23 protein-coding genes are annotated in these 24,459 nt (G+C 61.5%); 11 read left to right on the top strand and 12 right to left on the bottom strand.

Annotation, left to right across the window (positions count from 1 at the left end; all coding sequences use genetic code 11):
- Positions 1–13 precede the first annotated feature (13 nt).
- Positions 14–1,093 (bottom strand): DNA cytosine methyltransferase, encoded by a 1,080-nt coding sequence (locus ACXAGF_RS09795; RefSeq protein ID WP_475016558.1) that lies wholly within the window; start codon positions 1,091–1,093, stop codon positions 14–16.
- Positions 1,080–2,312 (bottom strand): DNA cytosine methyltransferase, encoded by a 1,233-nt coding sequence (locus ACXAGF_RS09790; protein WP_475016555.1) that lies wholly within the window; start codon positions 2,310–2,312, stop codon positions 1,080–1,082. The genes ACXAGF_RS09795 and ACXAGF_RS09790 overlap by 14 nt, the downstream gene beginning before the upstream one ends.
- A gap of 254 nt (positions 2,313–2,566) precedes the next feature.
- On the opposite strand from ACXAGF_RS09790, the gene ACXAGF_RS09785 reads away from it, so the two are divergent.
- The 5 genes from ACXAGF_RS09785 (at position 2,567) to ACXAGF_RS09765 (ending at position 6,246) form a co-directional block, all read left to right on the top strand.
- The gene (locus tag ACXAGF_RS09785) at positions 2,567–3,010 is read left to right on the top strand and encodes a very short patch repair endonuclease (protein ID WP_475016552.1); all 444 of its coding nucleotides are present in this window, start codon (positions 2,567–2,569) and stop codon (positions 3,008–3,010) included.
- Positions 3,011–3,123: 113 nt separating this feature from the next.
- On the top strand, positions 3,124–3,624 hold the full coding sequence (locus tag ACXAGF_RS09780; RefSeq protein WP_475016548.1) for an ATP-dependent nuclease: 501 nt from the start codon (positions 3,124–3,126) through the stop codon (positions 3,622–3,624).
- A 147-nt stretch (positions 3,625–3,771) separates the two neighbouring features.
- Entirely contained in the window at positions 3,772–4,830 is a 1,059-nt protein-coding gene (locus tag ACXAGF_RS09775; RefSeq protein ID WP_475016546.1) for an ATP-dependent nuclease, read from the top strand.
- On the top strand, positions 4,823–5,458 hold the full coding sequence (locus tag ACXAGF_RS09770; protein ID WP_475016544.1) for a UvrD-helicase domain-containing protein: 636 nt from the start codon (positions 4,823–4,825) through the stop codon (positions 5,456–5,458). The genes ACXAGF_RS09775 and ACXAGF_RS09770 overlap by 8 nt, the downstream gene beginning before the upstream one ends.
- Positions 5,458–6,246 (top strand): hypothetical protein, encoded by a 789-nt coding sequence (locus ACXAGF_RS09765; RefSeq protein ID WP_475016542.1) that lies wholly within the window; start codon positions 5,458–5,460, stop codon positions 6,244–6,246. Before ACXAGF_RS09770 ends, ACXAGF_RS09765 begins: the two co-directional genes overlap by 1 nt.
- 406 nt (positions 6,247–6,652) lie before the next feature.
- Here ACXAGF_RS09765 and ACXAGF_RS09760 read toward each other — a convergent pair whose 3' ends face one another.
- Together ACXAGF_RS09760 and ACXAGF_RS09755 are read right to left on the bottom strand one after the other, a co-directional pair.
- Positions 6,653–10,873, bottom strand: coding sequence for a protein NO VEIN domain-containing protein (locus ACXAGF_RS09760; protein ID WP_475016539.1), 4,221 nt, complete (start codon positions 10,871–10,873; stop codon positions 6,653–6,655).
- Positions 10,874–11,499: 626 nt separating this feature from the next.
- Positions 11,500–11,967 (bottom strand): MarR family winged helix-turn-helix transcriptional regulator, encoded by a 468-nt coding sequence (locus ACXAGF_RS09755; protein WP_475016536.1) that lies wholly within the window; start codon positions 11,965–11,967, stop codon positions 11,500–11,502.
- Between the two features lie 142 nt (positions 11,968–12,109).
- On the opposite strand from ACXAGF_RS09755, the gene ACXAGF_RS09750 reads away from it, so the two are divergent.
- The 3 genes from ACXAGF_RS09750 to ACXAGF_RS09740 all read left to right on the top strand — a co-directional run bounded on the left by ACXAGF_RS09750 (position 12,110) and on the right by ACXAGF_RS09740 (position 15,361).
- A complete protein-coding gene (locus tag ACXAGF_RS09750) occupies positions 12,110–12,901 on the top strand; it encodes an alpha/beta fold hydrolase (RefSeq protein ID WP_475019251.1) in 792 nt (263 codons plus the stop codon).
- 199 nt (positions 12,902–13,100) lie between these two features.
- Positions 13,101–14,732 carry a GMC family oxidoreductase gene (locus ACXAGF_RS09745; RefSeq protein WP_475016533.1) on the top strand — a complete coding sequence of 544 codons (1,632 nt, stop codon included), beginning with the start codon at positions 13,101–13,103 and terminating at the stop codon, positions 14,730–14,732.
- 323 nt (positions 14,733–15,055) lie between these two features.
- On the top strand, positions 15,056–15,361 hold the full coding sequence (locus tag ACXAGF_RS09740; RefSeq protein ID WP_475016531.1) for a hypothetical protein: 306 nt from the start codon (positions 15,056–15,058) through the stop codon (positions 15,359–15,361).
- A gap of 63 nt (positions 15,362–15,424) precedes the next feature.
- On the opposite strand, the gene ACXAGF_RS09735 is transcribed toward ACXAGF_RS09740, so the two are convergent.
- The 4 genes from ACXAGF_RS09735 to ACXAGF_RS09720 are packed head-to-tail and all read right to left on the bottom strand — an operon-like array spanning position 15,425 to position 17,359.
- Positions 15,425–15,634: a helix-turn-helix domain-containing protein gene (locus tag ACXAGF_RS09735; RefSeq protein ID WP_475016529.1), complete on the bottom strand. Its 210-nt coding sequence runs from the start codon at positions 15,632–15,634 to the stop codon at positions 15,425–15,427.
- 52 nt (positions 15,635–15,686) lie between these two features.
- Positions 15,687–16,097, bottom strand: coding sequence for a DUF2177 family protein (locus ACXAGF_RS09730; protein ID WP_475016527.1), 411 nt, complete (start codon positions 16,095–16,097; stop codon positions 15,687–15,689).
- 24 nt (positions 16,098–16,121) lie between these two features.
- Positions 16,122–16,793 (bottom strand): ChrR family anti-sigma-E factor, encoded by a 672-nt coding sequence (locus ACXAGF_RS09725; protein ID WP_475016525.1) that lies wholly within the window; start codon positions 16,791–16,793, stop codon positions 16,122–16,124.
- A complete protein-coding gene (locus tag ACXAGF_RS09720; protein ID WP_475016522.1) occupies positions 16,790–17,359 on the bottom strand; it encodes a sigma-70 family RNA polymerase sigma factor in 570 nt (189 codons plus the stop codon). Before ACXAGF_RS09720 ends, ACXAGF_RS09725 begins: the two co-directional genes overlap by 4 nt.
- A gap of 231 nt (positions 17,360–17,590) precedes the next feature.
- On the opposite strand from ACXAGF_RS09720, the gene ACXAGF_RS09715 reads away from it, so the two are divergent.
- Genes ACXAGF_RS09715 through ACXAGF_RS09705 form a run of 3 tightly spaced genes read left to right on the top strand, consistent with a single transcriptional unit; the run spans position 17,591 to position 20,962 of the window.
- Entirely contained in the window at positions 17,591–18,946 is a 1,356-nt protein-coding gene (locus tag ACXAGF_RS09715; protein ID WP_475019250.1) for an NAD(P)/FAD-dependent oxidoreductase, read from the top strand.
- On the top strand, positions 18,946–19,755 hold the full coding sequence (locus ACXAGF_RS09710; protein WP_475016520.1) for a DUF1365 domain-containing protein: 810 nt from the start codon (positions 18,946–18,948) through the stop codon (positions 19,753–19,755). The genes ACXAGF_RS09715 and ACXAGF_RS09710 overlap by 1 nt, the downstream gene beginning before the upstream one ends.
- A complete protein-coding gene (locus ACXAGF_RS09705) occupies positions 19,742–20,962 on the top strand; it encodes a class I SAM-dependent methyltransferase (RefSeq protein WP_475016518.1) in 1,221 nt (406 codons plus the stop codon). Before ACXAGF_RS09710 ends, ACXAGF_RS09705 begins: the two co-directional genes overlap by 14 nt.
- Here ACXAGF_RS09705 and ACXAGF_RS09700 read toward each other — a convergent pair.
- The 4 genes from ACXAGF_RS09700 to ACXAGF_RS09685 all read right to left on the bottom strand — a co-directional run bounded on the left by ACXAGF_RS09700 (position 20,959) and on the right by ACXAGF_RS09685 (position 24,146).
- Positions 20,959–21,744, bottom strand: coding sequence for an SDR family NAD(P)-dependent oxidoreductase (locus tag ACXAGF_RS09700; RefSeq protein WP_475016516.1), 786 nt, complete (start codon positions 21,742–21,744; stop codon positions 20,959–20,961). The genes ACXAGF_RS09705 and ACXAGF_RS09700 overlap by 4 nt on opposite strands.
- Before the next feature lie 80 nt (positions 21,745–21,824).
- Complete coding sequence (locus ACXAGF_RS09695; RefSeq protein WP_475016513.1) at positions 21,825–23,183, bottom strand: MFS transporter; 1,359 nt, start codon at positions 23,181–23,183, stop codon at positions 21,825–21,827.
- 4 nt (positions 23,184–23,187) lie between these two features.
- Positions 23,188–23,670 (bottom strand): DUF3833 family protein, encoded by a 483-nt coding sequence (locus ACXAGF_RS09690; RefSeq protein WP_475016511.1) that lies wholly within the window; start codon positions 23,668–23,670, stop codon positions 23,188–23,190.
- 86 nt (positions 23,671–23,756) lie between these two features.
- Positions 23,757–24,146, bottom strand: coding sequence for a hypothetical protein (locus ACXAGF_RS09685; RefSeq protein WP_475016509.1), 390 nt, complete (start codon positions 24,144–24,146; stop codon positions 23,757–23,759).
- Positions 24,147–24,459: the final 313 nt, after the last annotated feature.

Raw genomic sequence — 24,459 nt, 5'->3', positions numbered from 1 at the left:
TTTAAGAACCTTGTCAAGCCGCGATGATATCGCTCAAGGATTCACGGGCCTCAAGGACGTCGAGTATGTTACGTCCTAGCGTTTCGGCTAGGCGAGGCGGGACGGCATTTCCCACCTGCCGGGCCTGGTCCTCGCGATTGCCTTCAAAAACGAAGTTGTCCGGAAAAGTCTGGAGCCGGGCGCCCTCCCGGATCGTAATGCTGCGATGCTCGACGGGATGAGCGAAGCGTCCACGGGTGAAGCTGTCAAAGCGGGCCGTTATCGTTCCTGCCGGGGCGTCCCAGCGGAGCCTGCCGTACACATCCTTGTGGCGATGATCCGTGTTTTTGTGGCATTCAAGCTGCAGATGCGGCGGCAGGTCATCACGGCCACCCCCAGGTGGGACGTGCTTGATCCGCTCGATGTTCAACCTCGAAAGCCGCGCCTCACGATAGTGGTTCTCGACGAGGGGATGCTTGCTACCGTCTTCGGGCGGTGAGGGGAGATCTCCTATGGCCTCGCGAACGGTCGCCGGCCTGTCGGTAGTCGGTCCCGGGAATTGGAACGGCACAGAAGCGGCGCCTTCCATTTGTCCGATCAGAAACGCACGCTTTCTCGTTTGAGGAATTCCGTAGTCCGCAGCGTTCAGAAGTCCGATGCTGATCTTGTAGTTCAAGGCGGACGCCCGCGCTTCGATCTCGCGCAGGAACGGCGCGCCGTGCTTGCTAAGAAGCCCTCCGACATTCTCCATAAGAAAGAAGACCGGGCGGACGCCCTCGACCAGTCTGATGTACTCGAACACGAGATCGTTTCGTGGGTCCACGCGATCGCCCCGCCTTTGCAACGAGAAGCCTTGGCAAGGTGGTCCGCCGGCAAGCAGCGTGCACTCGCCTACCTTCAAGCCGGCGCGCGCAAGTAGACCGGTAGCGGACATCTGCTCGATCGGCGTACAGACGACATGGTGGCTTAGATTTCGGACATAGGTAGCGACCGCCACCGGGTCGTTGTCGACCGCAGCAACTACCTCGAACCCAGCGTTGGACAAACCAAGCGACATCCCCCCGGCGCCGCTGAACAGATCAATGGCGGTCGGCTTCGTATTACGCTGCAGCAAGTTTTCTCTCCCGGCGACGCTTGATCGAATTGATCTTCACGGCAAAGCCCTTGCCGATCGGTTTATCAACCAATATTGGCGGCACCCCCTCATCAGGTCCCAACTTCGCTGGAACCCCCGCGAGGCACCGTCCAACATGCTCGCCAAGTTGCGCTGCCACGAGAGGGCTGACCGCGTTTCCGACCTGCTTGAAGCCGTCGTCAAACGGCCCTACGAAGATGTAGTCGTCGGGAAACCCCTGCAGGAGAGATGCCTCTCGGGTGGTTAGGCCTCGATCCTGTTCCGGATGAGTAAACCTGCCGCAAGAGGGCGTGCGGCACCGGGCGGTCACGGTGACCGAAGGACGATCCCAAGCCAGGCGGCCGTAGACGTCGGTGAAACCGCCATGCGCCTTCCTCGTGCGGTCCAGACAACCTGGTCCGACGCCGACAGGCCGATTACCGCCGTCCTTGGGGACCATCCGAATGGTGGCGAGCGTGCTCTCGCGATGTTTCGAAGCCACGTGCATGGGATCGAGAGGATCCGCCTCACCGGATGCGAGCGGCTTTAAGTGGCCGATCGCATCACGAACGGTCCGATACTGGTGGGGCTCCAGCGGCGCGTTTGGCAGCTCGAAGTTGATTCTTGCGGCCATCATCACCGCCCGGAAACGTTCCTGCGGAAGGCCAAACGAAGCGAAGTTGTAGATCCCGCTTTGCACATGGAACCCGGCGTTTCTAAGCGTCCTGCGACCCGCCTCGAAATGGGGCCAATAGTCTGCCGAGTACATGTCGGGCACATTCTCCATCAAGATTGCATCCGGCGCTATGCGCGATGCGATCTTGCAGAAGGCCTCGAAAAGGTCACGCCTATCATCGTGACCGATAATCGACTTGCGGTGGGCGGAGAAGCCTTGGCAGGGAGAGCAGCCTACAAGCAAGATTCTATCGAACGATGTAAGGCTCCAAGTAGCAATCTTGCTGTCCAGGAGCTTGTCGTCTTGGGCCAGAAGAAAAATGTCTGTCTGTTCACACGGGGCGCCGATCATCCGCTCGTAGGTCTTTGCGCAATGGGGATCGTTGTCGAGGCCGGCGATGATTTCGAATTTAGCTGGACCATCCGCAGCTTTGAGTCCAGCGCTTACTCCGCCCGACCCGCAAAAAAAATCAAGGACACCGACGCGCTGGATCGCCGCCCCTGTTTTGCGGCCGCGGCCAGAGATATCAACCATTTCAACCATTATGCATCTGCTCCCAATCAACTAATCCTACGTGCTATCGGCCAACAGGGGACCTCATCAGAGAATCGCGGGTGACTGTACAATACCATCTCGGTCGTTAAGAGTGTCCGTGCTGGTGAATTTCTTGACGGCTCGTTTTCCAATAGCGTCTCCGATTTGGTTCACCACCAGGATCCGCTCACGGAGCGATGGTATGATGTTTCCGTTTTGTTCTCAAGGGTTTCTTCGCTTCCAACCGAGTTTTCTATCAATTGATGGGCGCGGCTGTTCCTGTGGTTGATCGCGTCTCCCCGTCTGTTCGCAGCGGCATCATGGCCTCTGTCAAGAACCGCAACACCACACCCGAGGTGAAGTTGCGAAAGGCGCTGCATCGGATCGGCTTACGGTATCGCCTGCATGTACCTAATCTGCCGGGGACACCAGATATCGTTTTTCCTTGTTTCAAGGCTGCTGTCTTTGTTCACGGATGCTTTTGGCACGGACATTCCTGTAACCGTGGAGCGCTCCCGGTCACCAACACAGAGTTCTGGCGCGCGAAGATTGGACGTAACCGACTTCGCGACGTCGAGGCGTGTAGGAAACTGGAGTCAGTCGGCTGGCGACCTCTCGTCGTATGGGAGTGCTCGTTGCGGAACCGCGGCGAGGTGGAAAAAACGGCGCTCGCTGTGAAAGGCTGGCTTCACGGCAAAAAAGGCTGAAGCCCGCAAGCTCTGCATTCACAGGTGATATGAACCGGCCCATTGGGCACTTCCTGTGGTTGCAGGAGATGTTATGTCGTTAAGCTAACGTTGATGATTCTCCTGGCAGGCAGATGGCTACGATCAGAACAATCGAAATAGAGAACTTCCGCGGCATAAAGAGTCTGAAGTGGCATCCCAACCCGGGCCTGAACTGTCTCATTGGCTCAGGCGACAGCGGCAAATCAACGATTCTCGATGCGATCGACCTCTGCCTTGGGGCGAGACGGACCAGCCAGTTCACTGACGCTGATTTCCATGGACTTGCCATCGCAGAACCCATCAGCATTACACTGACGTTGGGCAATCTCGCGCCGGAACTGAAATCGATTGATGGGTACGGGCTCTATTTGAGAGGTTTCAATGAAACCACGTTGGAGTTGGAGGACGAGCCGGGGGCTGGCCTCGAAACCGTGCTGTCATTGAACATGCGAGTCGAAAGCAATCTCGAACCCGTATGGTCTATTCTGTCGGATCGAGCAGCGGCCGCAGGTCAGACGTGTTGCTGCTCTCTCCGCTCCGCATCGGCGCGTTGTCCGACCACAATCTCTCCTGGCGGCGAGGTTCGATCCTAAACCGTCTGTCGGACGAGACCGCCGACGCGTCTACCGCATTGCTCGCAGCCGCCAGGGAGGCGCGAAAGGCGTTTGGTGTAGACGCCGACAAAAAGCTCGGCACCGCTCTTGGGATCGCAACTGCCGTGGCGAGCGAACTAGGGATTCATGTTGGCGCGAAGGCCAAGGCAGAGCTTGAGGCGTTCAGTCTCAACGACGGCGGGGACGATATCGCTGCACGACGAGGTAGGGGTGCCCCTCAGGCGCCTGGGCATTGGCTCGACCCGGCTGATGATCTCCGGGGTGCAGCAGAAGAACGCAGCCGAATCCTCCATACTGCTGGTAGACGAGCTTGAACATGGTCTCGAGCCTCATCGGATCATTCGGTTCCTGGACAACCTCGGGGCAAAGCAGAAGGAGTCACCGCTGCAGGTTTTCCTGACCAGCCATTCACCCATTGCAGTAAGAGAATTGACCGTGGAGCAGCTCTCGATCGTCCGCAAGGCTGGCGGCGTGCATGAAGTCCTCTGGGTAGGCCAGCACTCTGACTTGCAGGGCACCCTTCGGGTTTATCCGGAAGCGTTTTTGGCTCGAGCTGTCCTGGTTTGCGAGGGAGCAAGCGAAGTCGGTCTGCTGCGGGGAATAGATCAGCACCGATCCGCCGCCGGCAAGCCATCGATGCACGCCCATGGCACGTGTCTTGTCGACGCCGGCGGCTACACGAAGATCATGCCGCGCGCGCAGGCCTTCCAACAGATGGGGTTCAAGGTTGCGACGTTCCGCGACGACGACTATCGGCCGGACGCAGCAGAAGAAGCGGCGTTTGAAGCCGCGGGCGGCAAGATCTTTAAATGGCGCAAGGACAAGAAACTCGAAGTCGAACTGTTCGAGAGCCTCCCTGTTTCAGCAGTCAAGACACTGGTGGAGAAGACGCTGGAGGATCGCTCGGAACAGGAAATCGACAGCCAGGTTCGAAGCTATTCGAAAAACGCTGTGACATTCGCGCGCGTTGAGGAGGAACTGGGGAAGGGCGGACTTAGCCAGGAGACACGGAACGCGCTGGGATGTGCTGCCGGCGGCAACAAGGAGGGCAAGAAGGCCTGGTTCAAGACGGTTGGCGAAATGGAGCAAATCGGCCGCGACGTCATTTGGCCGAACCTGGACGGAAGCGACAAGGAATTCAAAGACGCGGTTATCGCCCTTAGAAGGTGGTGCATCGGTGGCTGAGATTGACTTGCTCGATGTCCGCTGCGGATCCGTCACGGCTCCGGCAGGCTGCGGAAAGACGCAGCTCATTGCAGACTCCCTCGGTCGGTATTCCGGCCGGAAGCCGATCCTCATTCTCACTCATACAAACGCCGGGGTGGCCGCATTGCGATCACGGCTGGAACGTGCGGGAGTTAAACCCTCATCCTATCGCATCGCGACTTTAGATGGCTGGGCGTTGAGGACGCTGAAGACCTTTCCGGCTCGCTCGGAGATTGACGTCGAACACCTCGAACTCGCCGATCCCCGCAACAACTATCCTGCGATCAAGCGAGCGGCGGCGTCACTTCTTGCGGGCACTCATATCGATGACATTCTGGATGCAAGTTACAGCCGCGTCATCGTCGACGAGTACCAGGACTGCGGCTCGGAGCAGCACCAAATGGTCTGCCACCTGTCGACCGTGCTGCCGACCGTTGTCCTTGGCGATCCCATGCAGGAAATCTTCAGTTGGCAGGGCGCTCACCCCAACTGGGATGATGATATCTGCGCCACCTTCCAGCCCGCGGGCGAACTGGTCACACCCTGGAGATGGATCCGGGTGCTGAGGCATTCGGACGATGGCTTCTGGAGGCCCGCCAGATACTGATGGCGGGCGACCAGATCGACTTGCGCGGCGCACCACCTGAGGCCGAGTGGGTTCATCTCGACGGTGCCGATGATGACGCGAAACAGCGGAAGGCGTGTCTTGCGAAATCGCCACAGCCACGCGGAGATGTGCTCATCATGGCGGCCGGAGTGCAGCGTGACCGGCAGCGGGAGATTGCGCGGCAGACACCAGGCGCGGTGACCATCGAGAATGTCGACCTAACGGACGTGATTGACTTCGCAGGTAGCATTGATCTCGATCAGCCGGGGGATCTCGAGACTGTCCTCGACTTCGCTTCTGCGGTGACCACCAACGTCGAGGGTGCCGAGCTGATGAGACGGATCGACGTACTTGAACGCGAGGCTGGGCGAAAAGAGGTGACGACGGCGGAGGCAGCCGCGATCGACTACAAAAGGAGTGGATCCGCGGAGGATCTGATCAAGCTGTTTTTAGCCCTTGAGAGCAAGCCTGGAGCAAGGACGTTCCGGCCCGAGATATTGCGCACCTGCCTGCAAGCGTTGCGTTCGTGCGGCCCCGGCGAGCAGCATACGTTTCTCGATGCCGCACTGCGGATCCGGGAGCAGAGACGCATGATGGGAAGGCGTGTTCCGCCACGAGCCGTGGGCAGCCCGCTTCTCCTGAAGGGGCTGGAGGCGGACGTTGCGGTCATCCTAAACGCAGCAGAGTTTGACAGGATGCGAAGCCGGAACACCAAGAACCTCTACGTCGCGATAACTCGGGGCTCTCGTAAGCTGATCGTCTGCTCCGCAAGCCCTCTCATCGGATGAAAGGCTAAAGAACCCGCAAGTTCCACTGACCTGCTCCCCCGCCGCTGAGGAACGGGTGGAGTTCTTTTCTGGTCAAGCTCTTTTGCGCTCCTTGCCGGTTACCCAGGACTCGCCTGAACGGTAGTAAGGTTGAGCGACTTGCAAAAACATCTTCGGTCACCATCGACGGCGTAACTTCCACCAGCCTCGTGAAAGAACTCGCAACCAGGGGCAGTTTTTATCGCCAATGGATCGGCGTGCACCGCCGGGTCAGACGCGCCATCCCACGTCCTGACAGCGATGGGGCTGTCTCCCGACCAAGCGTTGCAAAAGATTCGCGTCAGCCTTTGGCGCGAGACTACATCCTCGCAGATGGAGCTTGCCGTGGATGAGATAGCGCGGGCTGCGCGGTAATACTCTTAAAACGCTATTGTTTGCCCTCGACGAACGCGCGCAGCGTCGACAGCTCGAGCCTAAGAAGTCCCCGTCCGAGAAGGTCGACGGGATTGGGGAATGGCTTGGCCACCGGAGACCTTGTATCGACGTTGTAGACACGCCAGAGTTCGTAGTGTTCGCCCTCTCGCAGCGCTTTCTCAAACTCGCGCCGGGACCATTCGAACCGACCATCTATGCCCGTGGTTGACTTGACCTCGATGAACAGCGGTTTGCCGTCGCTGGCGATCGACCGTATATCGTGATCGGCACCCGCGTCTGTCTTGGACGTCCAGGCGACTAGAGACTCCGGACTGTCGTGACCCAACGCACGGAGACGCTCGACCTCCAGCTTCAGTACCAGAGCTTCGCCCCGCTCGCCGAGACTTCTATCACGCTCTACGTCGGCTTGCGTTGGTGGCGTCCATGACCCTGATCCGCCAGACCAGCCTCCGGAACCCGGCGGGGCAATTTGCGTGCCCGCTCGCATCGCGACTCTGACCACAACCTCGTCAAGCGGAGGTAATTGTCGCGTCTGCGAGGGGGGGGCCGCGGTTTGGGTGGGCGTCGGTGTGCTGGGCGAGGCGGCGCGAGAAGCTGAATTGTCCGGAGACTCCAAGGAGGCGTGCAAGGCGCCAACGAGATCGTTGATAATCTTCGATGCGGTCTCGCTCGCTTCAACGGCGGGCACCGGTGGGGACGACTCTCGTTCCGTGAGCTCCAACTCCGGTTCCGACCAGCGGACTTGAATGCCTTGGCTCCGGAGGTACCCGTGCACGTCTTCAGTTGTTCGGCAGGACAACAGCGGGAGTATCGACGCCGCGAGCATTCTGTTGTCGACCAGTCTGACGGCCCCCACGAGTTCTGCCAGCACTGGTGCTATCGACAGATGGTGCTCGAACTGACTTCGGCCAGGATAGACCCCGATCCTGTCCTCGCCGAGCCCGCCGGCCGTTCGAACGGATATCTTCACACCATTGATGTCGAACGTCTTGAGGATTTCCGAGACAAAAACGATTCTTTTAATCTTTCGGAGAGCACGGGCGATCTCAGGCAGCTTGTGCGACCGAAATCCCATCCCTTGGCGCTCTAGCGCCCATCCTAGTGCTTGAATGGCGATCGCAAAGTCTGGGAGGTGCACAAGTCCGAGCAACTCCCGCTCGAAGGCGGCGGTGTACCAGTTGGGGTGTTGCGCCGGCGTTCCCATCGACACGTGCGGTATGCCACAGACTTCGCTCAACCGCTTCAGCCCGATCGCTGCGAAAAACTGACCGCCGTCGTCGGAAAGGTCTGCAAAAGCGAGGTCGCTCTCGCTCGCAGCTATCGCCTTGGCCAGTTCGGGATAGTCGTCTTCCAAAAGCGTCTGGTCTCTAACGTCCCGCGGGCTGTAGAGGGTTTTCGCGCGGGACAGAAGGCATTTCGCGTCGTCGTCGACATCTTCGGGCAAACCCGCCCCGCCGCGGCGTGCGTAGGCCTGACGCAGGTTTTTCAGTTCGCCCGTGGTGAAGCACGATCCCGTTTCGGCCTTTTCATCGAACCAGCGAAAGAACGCCGTCCAATGATTTTCATTTGGAGACCGCGAGGCGCCGAGGTCCCCGTAGGCCTTTTCAAGAAGTCCTCTATCGCGAACAACCGGGAGCGCGACGTCCAGAAATCTAGGAACCATCTGGCCCACGAGGGTTTCGGCCGGGCTGCTATAGGCACCGTTCACCCACAAGAGATTTTCATCTCGAAACGTTATCGGGGAGCGTTTTTCCAGACTAGCCGCTACAAACAGCGCCGAATAGAGCACCTCGGGTTGAGCAGGGGCCGTGTTCGCACTGACATGCCGTTTGATCATGTCCATGAGCGCCTTGAAGGATGGCTGCGCTCGACACTTCAGGAGCTTGTAGAGACCGAGGTTTTTCCCGCCGACGATGACGTCGTCATTATCCAGGGTCATCGTGTTGATAGCGATATCGAGGTGCAGCTCCTCTGGCGCCGCAATAGTCCCGGCCTTAGTGCGGATGAACGAAATCTGGCGCAATTCATTGATGGTCTTCGGCGTGAGCAGCTTTGTTTGACGCGATAGGAATTCCTCGCATGTCCGCGCGGCGACGACGTCGTCTCCGACATTCTCCGCGAGCGCCACCAGGTCCCTCGGCATCAGCCGCCGACGGATCGATAGCTTCTTGAGCACAACCTCATTCTCTGAAATCTCTTTCGACGGCGAGTCCACCGCAGTCGTGAAGATCTTCCTCATTTCGCTCGGCAGTAGTGTTAGCTCATCCGGCGCCTTCCAGATGCCGGCGATGTTCTTGATGACCGGGTTGACGCGTATCGCGCCCACTGCCGATCGTCCAATCGTTTCCGGTGAAGCAAGAATGTAGGCATACAGCGCCTCGCGCTCTTCATCCGCCGCCGTCCGATCACCCGTTCGTTCCGCGACGTCGATCACCCAAGCGTTGATATCGAACCGACGGCACAGTGTGGCGATGGACCGATGGTCGCGTAGGCTCGGATGGAGGCGTGTCGAAAGCGGAATTGGGCAGACAGCCCAAATGTTGGCGTCGACCACAGTCAGCATAGACGCGGGCTTTAGTGATCCGTCTGCTGCCAAGGTCGAAACTGTTTCCTTCAGATCGACACGATTGTTGTTAGAAAGCCGCTTGCGGACCGCATTCAGGGCCTTGGCGAAGCTAACCTGGGTATTGACCTGAGAAAGTGCGCTGTTGAAGTCGCTATAGCAGAAGTCGGCATCGGTCGGCAGCATCTTCGTCTTAAGGGCGGACCGGTCGTTCCCCGCGCACCTCAGGCGCACAAGCGAATTTGCCTCGAACGATTTTGCGCCCGACGCCCTGGCCAGATCGGCAATATCCGCGCGAGAGGCGAATTCACCATTCAAGTCGCGCTCATTGCCAAGAAAGCCCCTCAATTCGGGTAGAGGAGGCACTACGAGCTCGGACGCTTTAGCAAACTTTCCGCTAGTCTCCGTCGGCCAAATGGCCTTTGCCGCCAGGTCGGAATGAATTCGATCCACAAACCAGCTTCTTGTCTCGACCCCGACTTTCCGCAAGACGAGAAACGCATCCGGGCCAAATCGATCTATCCAGTCGGCTACGAGCAGATCCGACACGAGAGCTCCAGCTTCCCCCGCCAGCCAGGCATTCCAGTCGGTCGCCACCAATTCCGAACGATCCGCGTCGAGTTCGAACGGAGCACTGGCGCTGAGCACGGTTCCCGTCATGCCGCTCGGTGCACGAAGCGGATAGTGAAAGTACCCCTCCTGCGTGAAGTCGATACGCTTACGGCGCAGAGGGACGGATACGGCGACAAGCACGCGTCCACCCCGCGCCTTGTAGTACGGAGGGTAGGACGGAGCGACTTGCGATCCGGGAATTTCAACCAGACGGCTGAACTCCATCTCCTCGAAAGTGGTCATTCTGTCATGTGAGGCGCCTTCGGTCTGATCGACTAGGCGACCGGAGCGGATGGTTACCGAAATGCCCTTTGCCGGGGAATGGGCGGCCTTTGAAGTTTGGCTCCATGTCAGGCGCCTTCCTGAACGCACGGAGCTGACGGTGAGCTTTCGGATCCCCGGCTTGCGCCCCGTCAGCGACAATTTGCTAAGGGTGCCGAAAAGTCCCGCTGCGATTTCGTCGATCGCATGTGATTCAGCGGCGGCGTCGAAACCGGATAAGATTCCACGAGCTTGTTTGCGGAATGGAACGACAATTTTGATGCCAGCCCGCGCGCGCGAGGCAGAGTCTGGCTTTTGAAGCGTCCCCATGCAGGGAAGGTCCAAGACGGCCATCTTACCATTGGAGTAGACGTGTATCCGGTCGCCGAAGCGGAAGAGGGATCGAAGCCCGAGGTTCTTCGAACCGATGCCGTCTTCTTTCGGAGCAATTGAACCCGAGCCACCTGCTCCTACCACCGTTCCGGTGCCGAGGATCACGCCCAGTCGAGCCCAACCCTTCGCGTCGATGAACTTGCCCGTTCCGGACACGATCAGAGCATCTTCGGAGAACTCCAGCGACATCGCCGCGCCGCCGGCGTCGAACTCATTTTGCACGAGCTCTCGCACAACGTCCATAGGATCATGCCCTGCGACGAACTGCTCAAGGACGCTGGAGCCGATTAACTGCCGGAATTCATCATCGGCGATCGAGGGTGGTGTCCACAACCCCTTCTCACCATCGGTTTTTCGTACTTGAAACTTCGTCCTGTCGTCCATGGTTATCCCTGCGCGAAGATTGGGAGGCGCCAACTGAGTTGAGGAATCACTTGGTGGGGCAACTGGAGCGATTGGTACCACGCAATAAGTGGCCGATAAACGGTCGAGCCAGCTCATGACACGCTGCCTATAGGACGAGGATCGCTCATCTTGCAAAGAACTTTTACGGCCTATGCGCAGTGGCGACGGAAAAGGATTCGATAGTGGAAATCGTCCTGAGGGTGGTGACGAGCGGCCGCACGTCGGTGAGTATCAACTGTTCTGGTTCGCTTGATGGTGGAAGGATATCCGCTCGAGGTTCTAAGACGGTGAGGTTGCCATCAAACGCCTTTCGGACGAGCGTGAACCTGAGCTCCCTTTACCAAACCGCCAGTAGATATATCGATACGTTGGAAGAGCTTGTCTCTCCATTCGATTTCTGCGCTTGCCTTGGGTCTAACGACCGGAAGACCGTTGACGAAAGCCTTGCCGTCGTACGCCACTCCAAAAGTCTTTGCAGGACCCATTGTGAAAAGCCGGCTAATTGAGGCGCGCCGCCTGAAAGGCTGTCCATACCGCTCGAAATCGCATCACAAAAAGAAGAAAAGATCTCGCGGCTGTACGCGGCCGTCCTCGACCGCCACCGATCACAGGGGCGCGTTCCAGCCCCCGATCTGGGAGTAGATCGCGTTGCGGAGATAGCGCACGTCTTGGTTCAGGGCGGCCAGGTCCTGGGGCGTCTGGGTCGAGGCAGCAAGCAGGGTGTCGCCGAGGCAGCCTGCCTTGTGCTGCAATGCGCGACCTTCATCAGTCAACGCGATCACCACCTGCCGCTCGTTGTTCTGGTTCCTGGTTCTGCGCAGCAGGCCGGACGTCTCAAGGCGCTTCAAAAGCGGCGTCAGCGTGCTGGACTCCAGGGCAAGGGCAAGGGCAATGGCGCCGACCGTTTGCTTGTCCTCGCTCCACAAGACATTGAGCACGAGATATTGCGGGTAAGTCAGCCCCAACTGGTCGAGGAGGGGTTTGTAGGCTCGCTGAATGGCGATGCCGGCAGTGTAAATTGCGTAGCACAGCTGGTCGTGCAAGGGCGGTGGATCGTTGCGGAGTTTGGCCATTTTGAGCTCCTGTTAGGCCTCTATATAGCCAATCCTACAACGAAAATAAATATCGCGATAACAATTAACTTGACGGATATGTTGGGATCTGCCACGAAATGTATCGCAATAACATTTCTCGCGATTAGGGATGGATACAACGATGACAAACAGGACCAAGACGACCGTTGCAGCTATGGCAGCCGCAGCCGTGCTATCCGCCGCACTGCCGGCAAACGCCGCCGACACGGTTCCCGGGAATCAGGCCGTAAAGAATGTTGTGCTCGTGCATGGCGCCTTCGCCGATGGCTCGGGGTGGAAAGGTGTCTATGACAGGCTGACAAACCGCGGCTATCGCGTCACCGTGGTCCAGAACCCGTTAACCTCCCTCGAAGATGACGTTGCCGCGACCAACCGCGCGCTTGAGCGGCAGGACGGACCGGTCATTCTCGTCGGGCATTCCTGGGGCGGTACGGTCATCACGGAAGCGGGGATCGATCCGAAGGTTGCAGGCCTCGTCTATGTCTCGGCTCTCTCCCCGGATGCCGGCGAGACGACGGCCCAGCAGTACGAAGGGTTTGCTCCCGCATCGGAGTTTGTCATCGAGACCACGAAGGATGGCTTCGGCTATGTCAGCCCGGAAAAGTTCAAGGCCGGTTTTGCCCATGACGTCAGCGATGCCGATGTAGCGCTGATGCGGGACGCGCAGGTCCCGATCAACATGTCGGCATTCGGGACGAAGCTCCAGAATGCTGCCTGGCGCACGAAGCCCAGCTGGGCCGTGATCGCAACCGAAGACAAGGCATTTGACCAGGCGATGCTGATCCACATGGCCGAGCGCATCAAAGCCAAGATCACCAAGGTGGCCGCAAGTCACGCGCTGTTCATGACGCAGCCGGAAGTCGTTGCGGATACCATCGATCAGGCCGCCAAAGCAGTCTCTACCAAGAACTGATGATGACGTGCGTCGTATCACCGGGACAATTGGCACTGTTCCGGTGACGGCCGGCGCGCGCCCCGGACCGACGGCACGGAAGGGCGATTGCGAAGATGGCAGTCCAGCCTGAGCTCTGACCGAGCGTCAACGCGCGTTCGCGCCCGCCGCCACCACCACTTCACAATCTTTTCCAGTTCCATTCACGGAGGTCAGTCACGTGAAGCTGAATACCCATGAGCAAAATACACCAGATCATTCGGCCATTCCGCAGCGTGCGGTCGGCGATGTGTTCGACTTCATCGTTTGCGGCGCCGGCTCCAGCGGCTCGGTTGTTGCCGCCCGGCTTGCAGAAGACGAAAGCGCGCGCGTGCTGCTGATCGAGGCAGGCGGCGATGATTCGGCCGAGTCCGTCGCGGATCCTGCGCAGTGGCCGCTCAACCTCGGCTCGAGTCGGGACTGGGGTTTCGTCGGGGAGCCGGCGCCCGGCCTCGGCGGTCGGCGTCTTCCTCTCAGCATGGGCAAGGGGCTTGGCGGCGGTTCGAGCATCAATGTCATGGTGTGGGCCCGAGGACACAGGGAAGACTGGAATCATTTCGCCGCCGAGGCGGGGGATGACGCCTGGGGCTATGAGGCGATCCTCGGCTACTATCGCCGGATCGAAGATTGGCGCGGCGCTCCGGACGCTACCCGCCGCGGCGTGGGAGGGCCGGCATATGTTGCGCAGCCGCTGGCACCTCAGCCAGTTGCAGAGGCATTGCTGGGTGCCGCATCCGCCATGGGCATTCCAGTCTTCGACACACCGAACGGGGAAATGATGGAGGGCGCTGGAGGCGCCTCGATCGCCGAACTGCGGATCCGAGATGGCAAGCGGCAATCTGTATTCGGCTCCTATGTTCGTCCCATGATGGCGCGGCATAACCTTACGGTACTGACCGACGCGCTGGTCACACGCCTCATCTTCGATGGCAAACGAGTGACGGGCGTCCACGTTGTCGTTGATGGCCGGCCGCGTCAGTTCACCGCGCGTTGCGAGACGGTGCTGTCGCTTGGCGCGATCAGCACCCCGAAAGTTATGATGCAGTCGGGCATCGGTCCGGAGGATGAACTGCGGGCCCACGGCATTCCGGTCATACAGCACCTCCCGGGGGTCGGACGCAATCATCAGGACCATCTCGCTTTCGGCTGCACCTGGGCCTACCGGAAACCGCAAGGCGTCGGGGGTGGAGGCTGCGAGGCCCAACTGTACTGGAAGAGCGACTCGCGTCTTGCCCAGCCAGACATCCTCCAGTGCCAGCTGGAGTTCGCGGTCCCATCGCCGATCGAGACGGGCCTCGAGACCCCTGAACATGGCTGGACCATGTTCACCGGTCTTGCCCAGCCGAAAAGTCGCGGTCGGCTGCGGCTGTCGGGACCGGGCGCAGACGATCCGATGCTGATTGAACCGAATTCCCTCAGCGAGGCGGAAGACATGGCCGCCGCCTTGGTGGCAGTGGAGCTGTGCCGTGACATCGGAAACAGCGATGCGTTCGCTTCGCTCGTGACAGGCGAGACCGCTCCAGGCGGTCGGGACCGGGGCGGGATGATCGATTTCATTCGGCGGTCGGCGGTAACCTACTGGCACCAGTCCTGTACCGCCAAGATGGGCCGCGACAGCATGTCGGTCGTCGATAGCGAGTTGAAAGTCTACGGCATCGATGGCCTGCGCATCGCGGACTCCTCGATCATGCCTCGGATCACAACTGGCAACACCATGGCACCTTGTGTCGCCATCGGAGAACGGGCTGCAGATCTGGTAAAGGCGACGCACAGCCTCATCGCTTCAAGCGGCGCACTCTCTTCATCCCTCTGAAGAGTTGAGTTCGGCGTCCAATACCCGCGGGTCGCCGAACTTCGCACCACGGGTTGGCGGTTCGTACTGGTTCGACCGTTCGGAGTTGTTCATGCGAGCACGCCGATCCGCAGTGCCAAAGCAGCAAACGATTTTTCGGCAACGCGCAGAACTGCGGGGGACCTTTCGCGGCTGGCGGGCTTCGGTTCGGACCTGCTGCACGACGCGGTCTGCTCGAGCGAGCCCCGAGTGGTCACCGTGATGCAAAGCCCGTGAGGAAAGTTTGCGTTGACCGTCCCCTTTCGCAAGGCGACACTCCAGCCTGGAGCAGACAGGAGGGAAAGATGGACGAACCAGACCGCTGGCGGCATATGCGAAGCGCGCCGAGGGACGGCAGTCGCATCCTCGTGACAATCCGTCCGTCCGAACAGGGACCCGGAACGGTTGACCTCGCTTACTGGTCGAATGGTGATCAATTCGGCGGAGATGCCTGGCGCTCATCGGATTCCACGCCAGGGCGGATAATCGAATATGCCGAGCCAGAATTGAAGTGCTGGATGCCGATGCCTTCAGCCTATCTCGATCGCATGACGTTGCCCTCGCCTTGGAAGGGCGACGATGCCCGAGAGCTCGACGGATCGGGGATTTAACGACTTCGCACCGTGGAACGAACGGGCCAACGGCCCCCCGGGGCCTAACCCGGATCCGGACCGCTATTTGGTCTTACATATGCCGCGCCGAAGCCTCGACCGCATGGCTCCACTCCCTGGGGGACTGGCCGTACAGGCGCTTGAATCCTGGCTGAACTGCGAGGTGCTCGCGTAGCCCACGTCCCAGGCCGCCTCGGTCACGGTCTTGCCCTCGGCAATCTTCATCGCGGCGTTGTTCAACCGCATCGACTTCACGAACTGGATCGGCGACATCGTCGATGCTTCCCCCTGCCGGTCGCGCCGAACCCGGACGTCAATGTCGGGATCATGGGGCGGGTGGAGACCAACGCATTGCCATCAGGCATCCGGCCACGGCGGATGCTCCGGTAATGACCATGCCCCAGGCCATGTCGACAAGGCTCACCGGCAGCGACCAGCCCTTCAGCGTCGCCAGGTTCGTCATGTCGTAGGTGCCGAAAGCGACGAGGCCGAGAAGGGCGCCGGAAGTCAGCGCGCTCGTCCAGCTGCCGGCGTGCACCGCCGGGAGGACGGCGAAATAGACGATACCGCCCACATACAGGAGGTAGAAGGCGCCGGCAGCGGCAAAATTCGGTTGCGCCAGCAGTAAGTCACCGATGCGGCTGCGATAGAAGGCAGATGAGATGCGCGTCAGCCAGAGGAAGTCGAGTCCGAGAAAGGCCAATGCCGTGGCCAAATATGCGATGATGTAGGTCATGCCCTGCGCCACCCCCTCGCTCTGTCAGATCCCGAGCACCGGCTGGACCAGCCGCACCAGCCAGCTACGGAACTTCAGCGGTGCATCGGTCACGGCAAGGCAGATGCAGTCTTCCCCCGGGGTCGCCACGGGTTGGTGCTGGATACTGGCATCCGCTTCCTCCAGGTCGCCACGTGCAAATATCGTTTCGCCATCGACGAAGCTGCCGCTGAGAACCAGCGTCAGTTCACGACCGCCATGGCCATGCTCCGGCACCGGCTTTCCGGCCGGGATCCGCAAGAGCCGGACCATCGTCGTGGTGTCCTCGGTCCTGATCCGGATGTGATAGGCACCACGGCCGAGCGCCTTCCACTTCAGCGTCTCCACGTCGCCGCCGACATAGGACCGCAGCGGTTCCGGCAACACCGGCTGGGCCACGCTCGCGGGTTGCGGCCTCGCATGCGCGGGCGCGTCCGGATCCGGCACCGCCTCGGCACGAATGCGCTGCCGCAACTGGTCGAAGGACGTCGTCATATCCGGCTCGGGAGAAATATCCTCCAGCAACTGTCCGGCCGTTTTCTCCATCAGTGAAAGCCGCCTGCGGCACGCTGGGCAGAGCGCCAAATGCGTTGCAACGGCAATCCGCCAGCCTTCCTCGAGGCTGCCGGAAGCATAGGCGAGCAAGAGTTCGTCCGCGACGTGGTGGCGGATGCTCATCGTCCATCCTCCAGTGCCGCGCGCAACTTGGAAAAGGCTAGCCGGATTCGCGACTTCACCGTACCGAGCGGCAAGTTCAGGCGTTCGGCGATCGAACTGTGCGAGCACTCGTTGAAGAAGGAAAGACGGAGCAACTCAAGCTGTTCCGGCGGCAGAACCGCCATCGCGCTGCGCAGTCGCTCCGCCTCCTGCTGCTCCTCAAAGGCGGCGTCCGCCGGCGGCGTGTCATCCGGCACGAAGGCTGGGTCGTTGGGGTCGAAATCCGGACGTCTGTTCTTGCGGTAGGCGTCGATGCGCAGGTTTCGAGCGATGGAAAAAATCCAGGTAGACGCGTTGCCACGCTGATGGTCGAACTGCGCCGCCTTGTTCCAGACTGCTATCATGGTCTCCTGCATCAGTTCTTCAGAAAGGCTGCCGTCCCGGGTCAGGCTGGCCATGTAAGCCTTTATCCTCGGGCCGTAGTGGCGAAAGAGAGCCTCGAATGCCTCCAGGTCGCGATCGCTCCCAACGGCCTCCAGCAGTGTCCGCGCCTCGTCTCTGGTCAAGTCCCTGACCGTTTCGCTCATCCGTGCGCACTTTTCTGTTGCCCAGTACCTGCGCCCGGCCAAGCGCCGGGGCTGCAGAATGGGGTTGTCGGGGCACGCGGGCGCCAAAATCGGGACAGCAATTGTCATGATCGCCGTTACGGCAGCGCCAGCGTGCCGGATCACCATTGTTCAAAAATCTGCGCCGGCATCAATCCAGCCGCGAAAATTCTTCGTAACAAATCAGGCAAAGCGTGGAATGGAGAGGGAAGCATGCGTTTCGATCGTGATCTCGCCGACCTTCTGGGCCGACGCCGGGTGGCGGTGATCGGTGCCGGCATCTCAGGCCTGTCGGCGGCCTGGCTGCTCGCACGCAGCATGGATGTGGTGCTCTATGAATCCGCGGACCGGCCGGGCGGCCATGCCCACACCGTATCGGCGCCTTCGCCGGCTGGCCCCGTCCCGGTCGACACCGGTTTCATCGTCTACAATGACCGCAACTATCCCAACCTCGTCGCCCTGTTCGACCATCTCGGCGTCCCCACCCAGGCGTCCGACATGTCCTTCGCCGCATCGCTCGATGGCGGCGCTTTTGAATATTCTGGCTCTGGCATCAGGGGGCTACTCGGCCAACCCGGCAATGTCCTGCGGCCACGCTTCTGGCGGATGGTGTCGGATGTGATGCGCTTCTACCGCGAGGCGCCTGGCGCGCTCAGCCGAGAGGACCTGACCGGGAAGACGCTCGGAGACTATCTCGATGACAACCGCTACAGCGCGGCCTTTGTTCGCGACCACCTGCTGCCGATGGGCGCGGCAATCTGGTCGACAACGGCACGGCAAATGCGCGACTACCCCTTGCATGCGTTTATAAGATTTTTCGAGAGCCACGGCCTCCTCGCCCTGTCTGACAGGCCGCGCTGGCGCACGGTCACCGGCGGCAGCCGCGAGTATGTAGACCGGCTTCTCGCCGAATTTTCCGGCGAAGTTCGGCTGCGTAGCGCGGTGCGGGATGTCCGGCGCGACATGGGCACCGTGACTGTGACGGACTGGCGCGGAAACAGCGATACCTTCACCGATGTCGTCATCGCGACGCACGCCGACCAGGCGTTAATGATTCTGGCCGATGCCGATAGCGAGGAACGACAGTTGCTGGGCGCCATCGGCTATACGCCCAACAGGGCGGTGTTGCACACCGACGAGCGCCTGATGCCCCGGCGTCGGTCTGTCTGGTCGAGCTGGAACTATATGGGCGGGCAGGAGCGCGGCGGCGAAAGGCCCCTCTGCGTGACCTACTGGATGAACAGGCTTCAGGGCATCGCCCCTCGCACGCCTCTGTTCGTCACGCTCAATCCCCATCGGCCGATACCCGAAGAGGCCATCATCGCCGAGATCGATTACGAACACCCACTGTTCGATCTCAAGGCGGTGGCGGCCCGCAAGCAGCTCTGGCGCCTGCAGGGCCGGGAAGGCGTCTGGTTCTGCGGCGCCCATTTCGGCAGCGGCTTCCATGAGGACGGACTGCAGTCAGGGCTGGCGGTCGCCGAGGTGATCGCGGGGCGGAGACGCCCCTGGTCGGTTGGCGACGAATCCGGTCGCATCCTCTCAACGACGAGACTGGTGGCGGCATAATGACCAGCGTATCGGCCCTCTATGTCGGAGAAGTCGTTCATGCGCGCCGCCGCCCACGACGCCATCGGCTTCGTTATCGTGTTTTCTCGCTGCTCCTGGATCTCGACGAGCTGCCGGTTCTGGACCGCAGCCTGAGGCTGTTCGGCTACAATCGGCGGGCGCTGTTCAGCTTTCGCGATGCCGATCACGGCGATGGGCGGGTCGGCGCGTTGCATGGCTGGGTGGTGAGACAGCTGGTCGAAGCAGGCGTCGACGTGAGCGGTATCCGCATCCGTCTGCTGTGCTACCCGCGCATGTTCGGCTACGTTTTCAATCCGTTGACGGTCTACTTTTGCCACGCGCCGGACGGAGCCGTGCGGGCTGTCCTATACGAGGTTTGCAACACCTTCCGCGAGCGGCACACCTATGTCATTCCCGCCCCCGACGGCGGCAGCGGCGCAATCCGCCAGTCGTGCCCCAAGAAGCTCTATGTTTCGCCGTTCGTTCCGATGGACTGTCACTACGACTTCTTCATCGAACCGCCGGACCGGCGCGTGCTGGTCGCAATTCACGAGAGCGACGGTGACGGGCCGCTGTTGACGGCCATGTTCTGCGGAGAACACGAAACCCTTTCCGACCGACGGCTGCTGGCGATGCTGTTCCGCTATCCGCTGATGACGTTGAAGGTGATGGCCGGCATCCACTGGGAGGCGCTGCGGCTCTGGATCAAGGGCGTTCCGGTCCATCGCCATCGACCGGCCGATATTCCTGTCGCCACCACCATCGTTACACGCATTCAAACGGAAGAGCCCCAGCATGAGCCAAGCTGAACAGGACACCCCGACCTTCCTCGCCCCGCGCCGCCCGCTCTGGCAACAGGTCTTGTGCCGCTGGGCCGATGGCATCGCGTGCGGCCAGATCCGGCTCAGCTTTCCGGGCGACGACGCGGCGCACCAGGCGGCCGGCACGAGGGCGGGCCCGTCCGCCGCGGTCCACTTCAACAATGCCCGCCCGTTGCGGCGTCTCCTCGTCGGAGGCAGCCTCGGCTTCGCCCGGGCCTATCTCGACGGCGACTGGGACACGCCGGACCTCGGCGCGGTGATGGAGCTGGCAATCGCCAACGAGACGGCCCTGCGGCCGGTGCTGAAGTCCTTTCCGCTGATCGGCCGACTCGCCTACCTGCGCCACAAGCTGCGACGCAACTCCCGCAGCGGCAGCCGCCGCAACATCGCGTTTCACTATGACCTCGGCAATGCCTTCTACGGCGCCTGGCTCGACCCGACGATGACTTATTCCGCCGCGATTTTCGAGCGCGGGGGACAGCCGCTTGCCGAGGCCCAGCAAGCCAAATACGACCGGATCCTGCGGGAGCTTGCGATCGGTCCCGACGACCACGTGCTCGAGATCGGCTGCGGTTGGGGCGGGTTCATGGAGCATGCCGCGTCGCGCACCGGCTGCCGGGTGACGGGGCTGACCCTGTCGGCCGAGCAGGCGCAGTTCGCGCGGCGGCGGTTGACCGCCGCCGGCCTGTCGGAGCGGGCGGAGGTGCGGATGCAGGACTACCGCGATTGCCGTGGACGCTTCAGCAAGATCGTGTCGATCGAGATGTTCGAGGCGGTCGGCGAGGAGAACTGGCGGCTCTACTTCGAGCGTCTTCGGCAATTGCTGACGCCGGGTGGCCAGGCGATGATCCAGGTGATCACGATCGATGAGGCTCGTTTCGAACATTATCGGCGGAACGCCGACTTCATCCAGACCTACATCTTTCCGGGTGGCATGCTGCCCTCGCCGACGGTGTTCATGGAAAAGGCGGCCGCGGCCGGCCTCGCCGTCCGCGATGCCCTGTCCTTCGGCCGGGACTACGAGCGCACGTTGTTGCACTGGGAGAGTGCCTTCGTCGCGCAATGGCCGGCGATCCGGCGCCTCGGCTTCGACGAGCATTTCTTTCGGATGTGGCGGTACTATCTGCACTACTGTGCCGCAGGGTTTCGCGCCGACAGGATCGACGTCTACCAGTTCCGCCTGGAAAGCCGCTAGGGCAGGGGGGCGTCGCGCAACATGCGCCGGGTCAGAGCGAAACGGAACCGGTGCGGCAGCGCCCTCAACAGCCGCATCGCCACCATCATCTTCCAGGGAAAGACGATCTCGAATTGTCCGCGGTCAAGGCCGCGAACAATGTGACCGGCGGCCTCGTCGGACGAGATCAGGAATGGCATGGGAAAGTCGTTCTTGCGCGTCAGCGGCGTGTCGACGAAGCCGGGATTGATCACCGTCATGCGGACGCCGCCGCGATCGAGTTCGGGGTAGAGCGCCTCGCACATGTTGATCAGCGCCGCCTTGGTCGCGCCGTAGCCGGCCGCCCCGGGCAGGCCGGTATAGCCGGACACAGAGGCCATCACCGCGATCTGGCCGGAGCGGCGCGCCACCATCCTCGGCATGGTCACCTGCAGGCAGTTGACCGTGCCCATGATGTTGAGCGCGACCATCTCGCCGATCGTCCCGGCGTCGAAGCTCTCGACCGTCTCGCGCCGGTAGGTGCCGGCGCCGAATACAGCGAGCGAAACGGGCGCCAGCTCAGTTTCGATCGCTGCGAGCGTGGCCTCGGTCGACGCGGCGTCGGTGACGTCGAGCGGATAGGCATGGATGGCATGCGGTGCCGTCCGCGCCAACTCCTCGAGCGCAGCCGTTCCGCGCGCGCTGACCGCGACCGTCCAGCCGTTCTTCGCCAGCCGGACGGCGAGCGATCGTCCGATGCCCGAGCTTGACCCCGTGATCCAGGCGACCCTGCGGGTTGATTGCCGTCGATGCTCGTCTGCCAATTGTACACCTCGGGTTCGTGTTTCCCGTATGTCGGTACGCGGCCGGCATGCCTCCGGATCATAGGCGCGCCGGGCGCGCCTCAGTCGCCGCTGCCGATCCGGCGCCGCAGTTCCCCTTGCGCGGCCCTGTCGATCGGAAAGCGCCACATCAACCCGATCGCGGCGAGTTTCGGGGCGATCGGCAGCCAGGCATAGAGCATCGCAAGCGCCTCCAAAGACGCGGGTGCGCCGTCGCCGGCGGCCGGGCTGAAGCCGAACAATGCAAGAAGCGGAAAGACGAGCCCCACCGCAGCGGCCAGCGACAGCTTCGTCGCCAGGCTCCAGGCTGCAAAATAGAGGCCGGAGCGCTGGGCACCCGAGCGAGCGGTATCGTGGTCGATCACGTCGGCCTGGATCGATGGCGGAAGAGCGAGGTCGAAGCCGAGCAGCAGGCCCGTCAGCGCGCAAATGGCAGCGAACGCGGTCACGTCGCCCGGTCCCAGAAATCCTGCGAGCGCAAAGATCGGGCAGGTCGCGAGCATCGCGCCGCACCATGCCTTGTGCTTGCCGAAGCGGCTGGCCGCACCGACCGCCAACGGCACCCCGAGGACGGCAAAGGCGAAATAGGCAAGAAGCAGCGGGCCGCGCCATTCCGGCGCGCCGAGGCGGTCGGAGACAAAATAGAGAAACAGCGTGGCGGGGATCGCATTGGCGAAGCCGTTGAGGAGAAAGGCCGCGATCAGCCGCAAGAATGGCCGATTGCCGGCCATGAAGGCGACACCTTCGCGGATGTCGAGGTCGCGCGACGAGCGGTTCGCCGGCTCCGGCGCCAACATCACGGCCGCGAGCCCCGCGAGCGGCAGCAGCAAGGCGACGAGGACGCCGAGCACCTGAAGACCGTGCACGCCGGCCCCTGGCGCAAGGCCGATCGCAAAGGGCAGGGTCGTTGCAAACAGGATACCGATCAGCGTGGCACCTTCGCGCACGGCGGCAATGCGGGTTCGTTCCGCATAGTCGATCGACAGTTCCGCGCCCCAGGCGGTGTAGGGCAGTGATGTCCAGGTGAAACCTATCGAGACGAGCGCGGCCCAGAACCCTAGATAGCCAAGGCCGGCCTGCTCCGGCGGCCAGAACAGCATGAAGGCGGCAATGGCGGTGAGCGGCAGCGAGGCCAGGAAGAAACCGCGGCGACGGCCGCCGCGCCCGCGCCACCGGTCGGCGAGCCAGCCGAACACCGGGTCGGTCGCCGCGTCGAGCAGGCGGATGCCGAGGAGAACGGCGCCCACGGCCGCAACCGGCAGTCCGATCGCCTCCGAATAGAAGGTCGGCACGATGACGTAGAGAGGCAGGGCCAGCGCCGCCAGCGGCAAGGCTGGCAGCGCGTAGGCGAGATAGGCGAGAGGGCGCGCAACCGACGTCGGCGCCGTCTGCTTCTGGCGGAGACCGGGCGCGCGCCGCATCGCTTCAGCGTCGCCTGAACTCGACGCGCGTCCAGGCGACCGGCAGCCCGAACTTGGTGACATAGGCGGTGTTGAGAACCGAACCGTCGCTTCGCAACGTCATCGTGTCGTGGAAGCGAACCTTGTTCGCTTGCCTGGTCGAGTCGAGAAGGACAAGGTAGCTGAACCGCGCTACTTTGCCGTCGACCCTGACGATCGTTTCGCCGATCACGTCCTCGCGCGTGCCACGGTAGGTGCTGGGTCCGGTCTTGACGAAGCGCCAGGTCTTGCGATCCTGCGTGCCGTCGTCGAAGGCAAAATCCTCCCGCAGCGTCAGCCTGCGACCGTCCCATCTGCCATGGAGGGCGACGGTGAATGTCCTGTGAAGGCCAAGGATCGTGCGGAAGCTTCCTTCGGCAATCGTCTTGCCTTCAAAGAAGCGCTCGAGCACAAGCTGGCGTCCTTCCGCCATCGCCTCCGTCGGACCAAGCACAGCGGAGATCAGCATCAGCAACGCCGCCATGAGGCGGATCGGATCACGTTGCCCGAATCTGAAGGCCTTCCTGGGATGGCCGCGCTCTTTCGTTGCGAAACTCATAGCCGAGGCCCGATCCGCGCTGAGCCCGCCTTGCCGTCGTTGCGAATCCACTTCAGCCGACTGTCGTCGATGCGGTAGAGTTCAAAGCACATCGACCGGCCGTCGTACCAGCTGCGAAACTTCTGGCAGAGACGGTCGGCATCGATCCACCATCGGCCGGAATCGTTCGGCTTAGCGAAACGTCCGAGGCCGAACGCCTCCCCGTTGCCGTCGACGCGACCGTTCGTCCGATAGTTCAACGGAAACTCGCCGCCAAAGGGCACCGCCAACAGAATGCGCCGGCCGACGATGTCTTCCTTGATGTCCGCGCTGGAGAAGCGCTCGCCGGTGGCGTGGCCGGGCTGCGCGGCGAGCAACGCGATCGCAATTGTAACAAGCCTGAGCATGATCGAGCCCCCGGTAATTTACCTGACGCCCCGGATACGTCGCGTCGCCCCGACCGGATCACAGGCCGAGAAGTTCTGCGGGAGACCTTGCATGGAACTCATGGCAAGCATAGCGGGCGCATCCTCGCGGCGGCACGGATGATTGTCGGGCCCACAAACTAGCTTTGAGCCTCTGCTTTCGGCGCGAGCGCCATGGCCACAACGATGACTGTCGAAAAACGCACGCAACGGCTAGGTTGACGGCTGAATGAAAGTTGCGGTCAAGCTTGTCGTCTCGGGTGGCGATGCAGCGGAAATCTTTGAGGCGGCAGAA

It is taken from the genome of Mycoplana sp. ABR4_002, from assembly GCF_056159645.1.
This window is presented reverse-complemented; position numbering and strand designations above follow the sequence as displayed.

Coding starts and splice junctions, on each gene's coding strand:
- ACXAGF_RS09790 (WP_475016555.1), bottom strand. CDS start 2,312: ATGGTTGAAATGGTTGATATCTCTGGCCGCGGCCGCAAAACAGGGGCG.
- ACXAGF_RS09785 (WP_475016552.1), top strand. CDS start 2,567: ATGGGCGCGGCTGTTCCTGTGGTTGATCGCGTCTCCCCGTCTGTTCGC.
- ACXAGF_RS09780 (WP_475016548.1), top strand. CDS start 3,124: ATGGCTACGATCAGAACAATCGAAATAGAGAACTTCCGCGGCATAAAG.
- ACXAGF_RS09775 (WP_475016546.1), top strand. CDS start 3,772: ATGTTGGCGCGAAGGCCAAGGCAGAGCTTGAGGCGTTCAGTCTCAACG.
- ACXAGF_RS09765 (WP_475016542.1), top strand. CDS start 5,458: ATGGCGGGCGACCAGATCGACTTGCGCGGCGCACCACCTGAGGCCGAG.
- ACXAGF_RS09760 (WP_475016539.1), bottom strand. CDS start 10,873: ATGGACGACAGGACGAAGTTTCAAGTACGAAAAACCGATGGTGAGAAG.
- ACXAGF_RS09755 (WP_475016536.1), bottom strand. CDS start 11,967: ATGGCCAAACTCCGCAACGATCCACCGCCCTTGCACGACCAGCTGTGC.
- ACXAGF_RS09750 (WP_475019251.1), top strand. CDS start 12,110: ATGACAAACAGGACCAAGACGACCGTTGCAGCTATGGCAGCCGCAGCC.
- ACXAGF_RS09740 (WP_475016531.1), top strand. CDS start 15,056: ATGGACGAACCAGACCGCTGGCGGCATATGCGAAGCGCGCCGAGGGAC.
- ACXAGF_RS09735 (WP_475016529.1), bottom strand. CDS start 15,634: ATGTCGCCGATCCAGTTCGTGAAGTCGATGCGGTTGAACAACGCCGCG.
- ACXAGF_RS09730 (WP_475016527.1), bottom strand. CDS start 16,097: ATGACCTACATCATCGCATATTTGGCCACGGCATTGGCCTTTCTCGGA.
- ACXAGF_RS09725 (WP_475016525.1), bottom strand. CDS start 16,793: ATGAGCATCCGCCACCACGTCGCGGACGAACTCTTGCTCGCCTATGCT.
- ACXAGF_RS09720 (WP_475016522.1), bottom strand. CDS start 17,359: ATGAGCGAAACGGTCAGGGACTTGACCAGAGACGAGGCGCGGACACTG.
- ACXAGF_RS09715 (WP_475019250.1), top strand. CDS start 17,591: ATGCGTTTCGATCGTGATCTCGCCGACCTTCTGGGCCGACGCCGGGTG.
- ACXAGF_RS09710 (WP_475016520.1), top strand. CDS start 18,946: ATGACCAGCGTATCGGCCCTCTATGTCGGAGAAGTCGTTCATGCGCGC.
- ACXAGF_RS09705 (WP_475016518.1), top strand. CDS start 19,742: ATGAGCCAAGCTGAACAGGACACCCCGACCTTCCTCGCCCCGCGCCGC.
- ACXAGF_RS09695 (WP_475016513.1), bottom strand. CDS start 23,183: ATGCGGCGCGCGCCCGGTCTCCGCCAGAAGCAGACGGCGCCGACGTCG.
- ACXAGF_RS09690 (WP_475016511.1), bottom strand. CDS start 23,670: ATGCTGATCTCCGCTGTGCTTGGTCCGACGGAGGCGATGGCGGAAGGA.
- ACXAGF_RS09685 (WP_475016509.1), bottom strand. CDS start 24,146: ATGCTCAGGCTTGTTACAATTGCGATCGCGTTGCTCGCCGCGCAGCCC.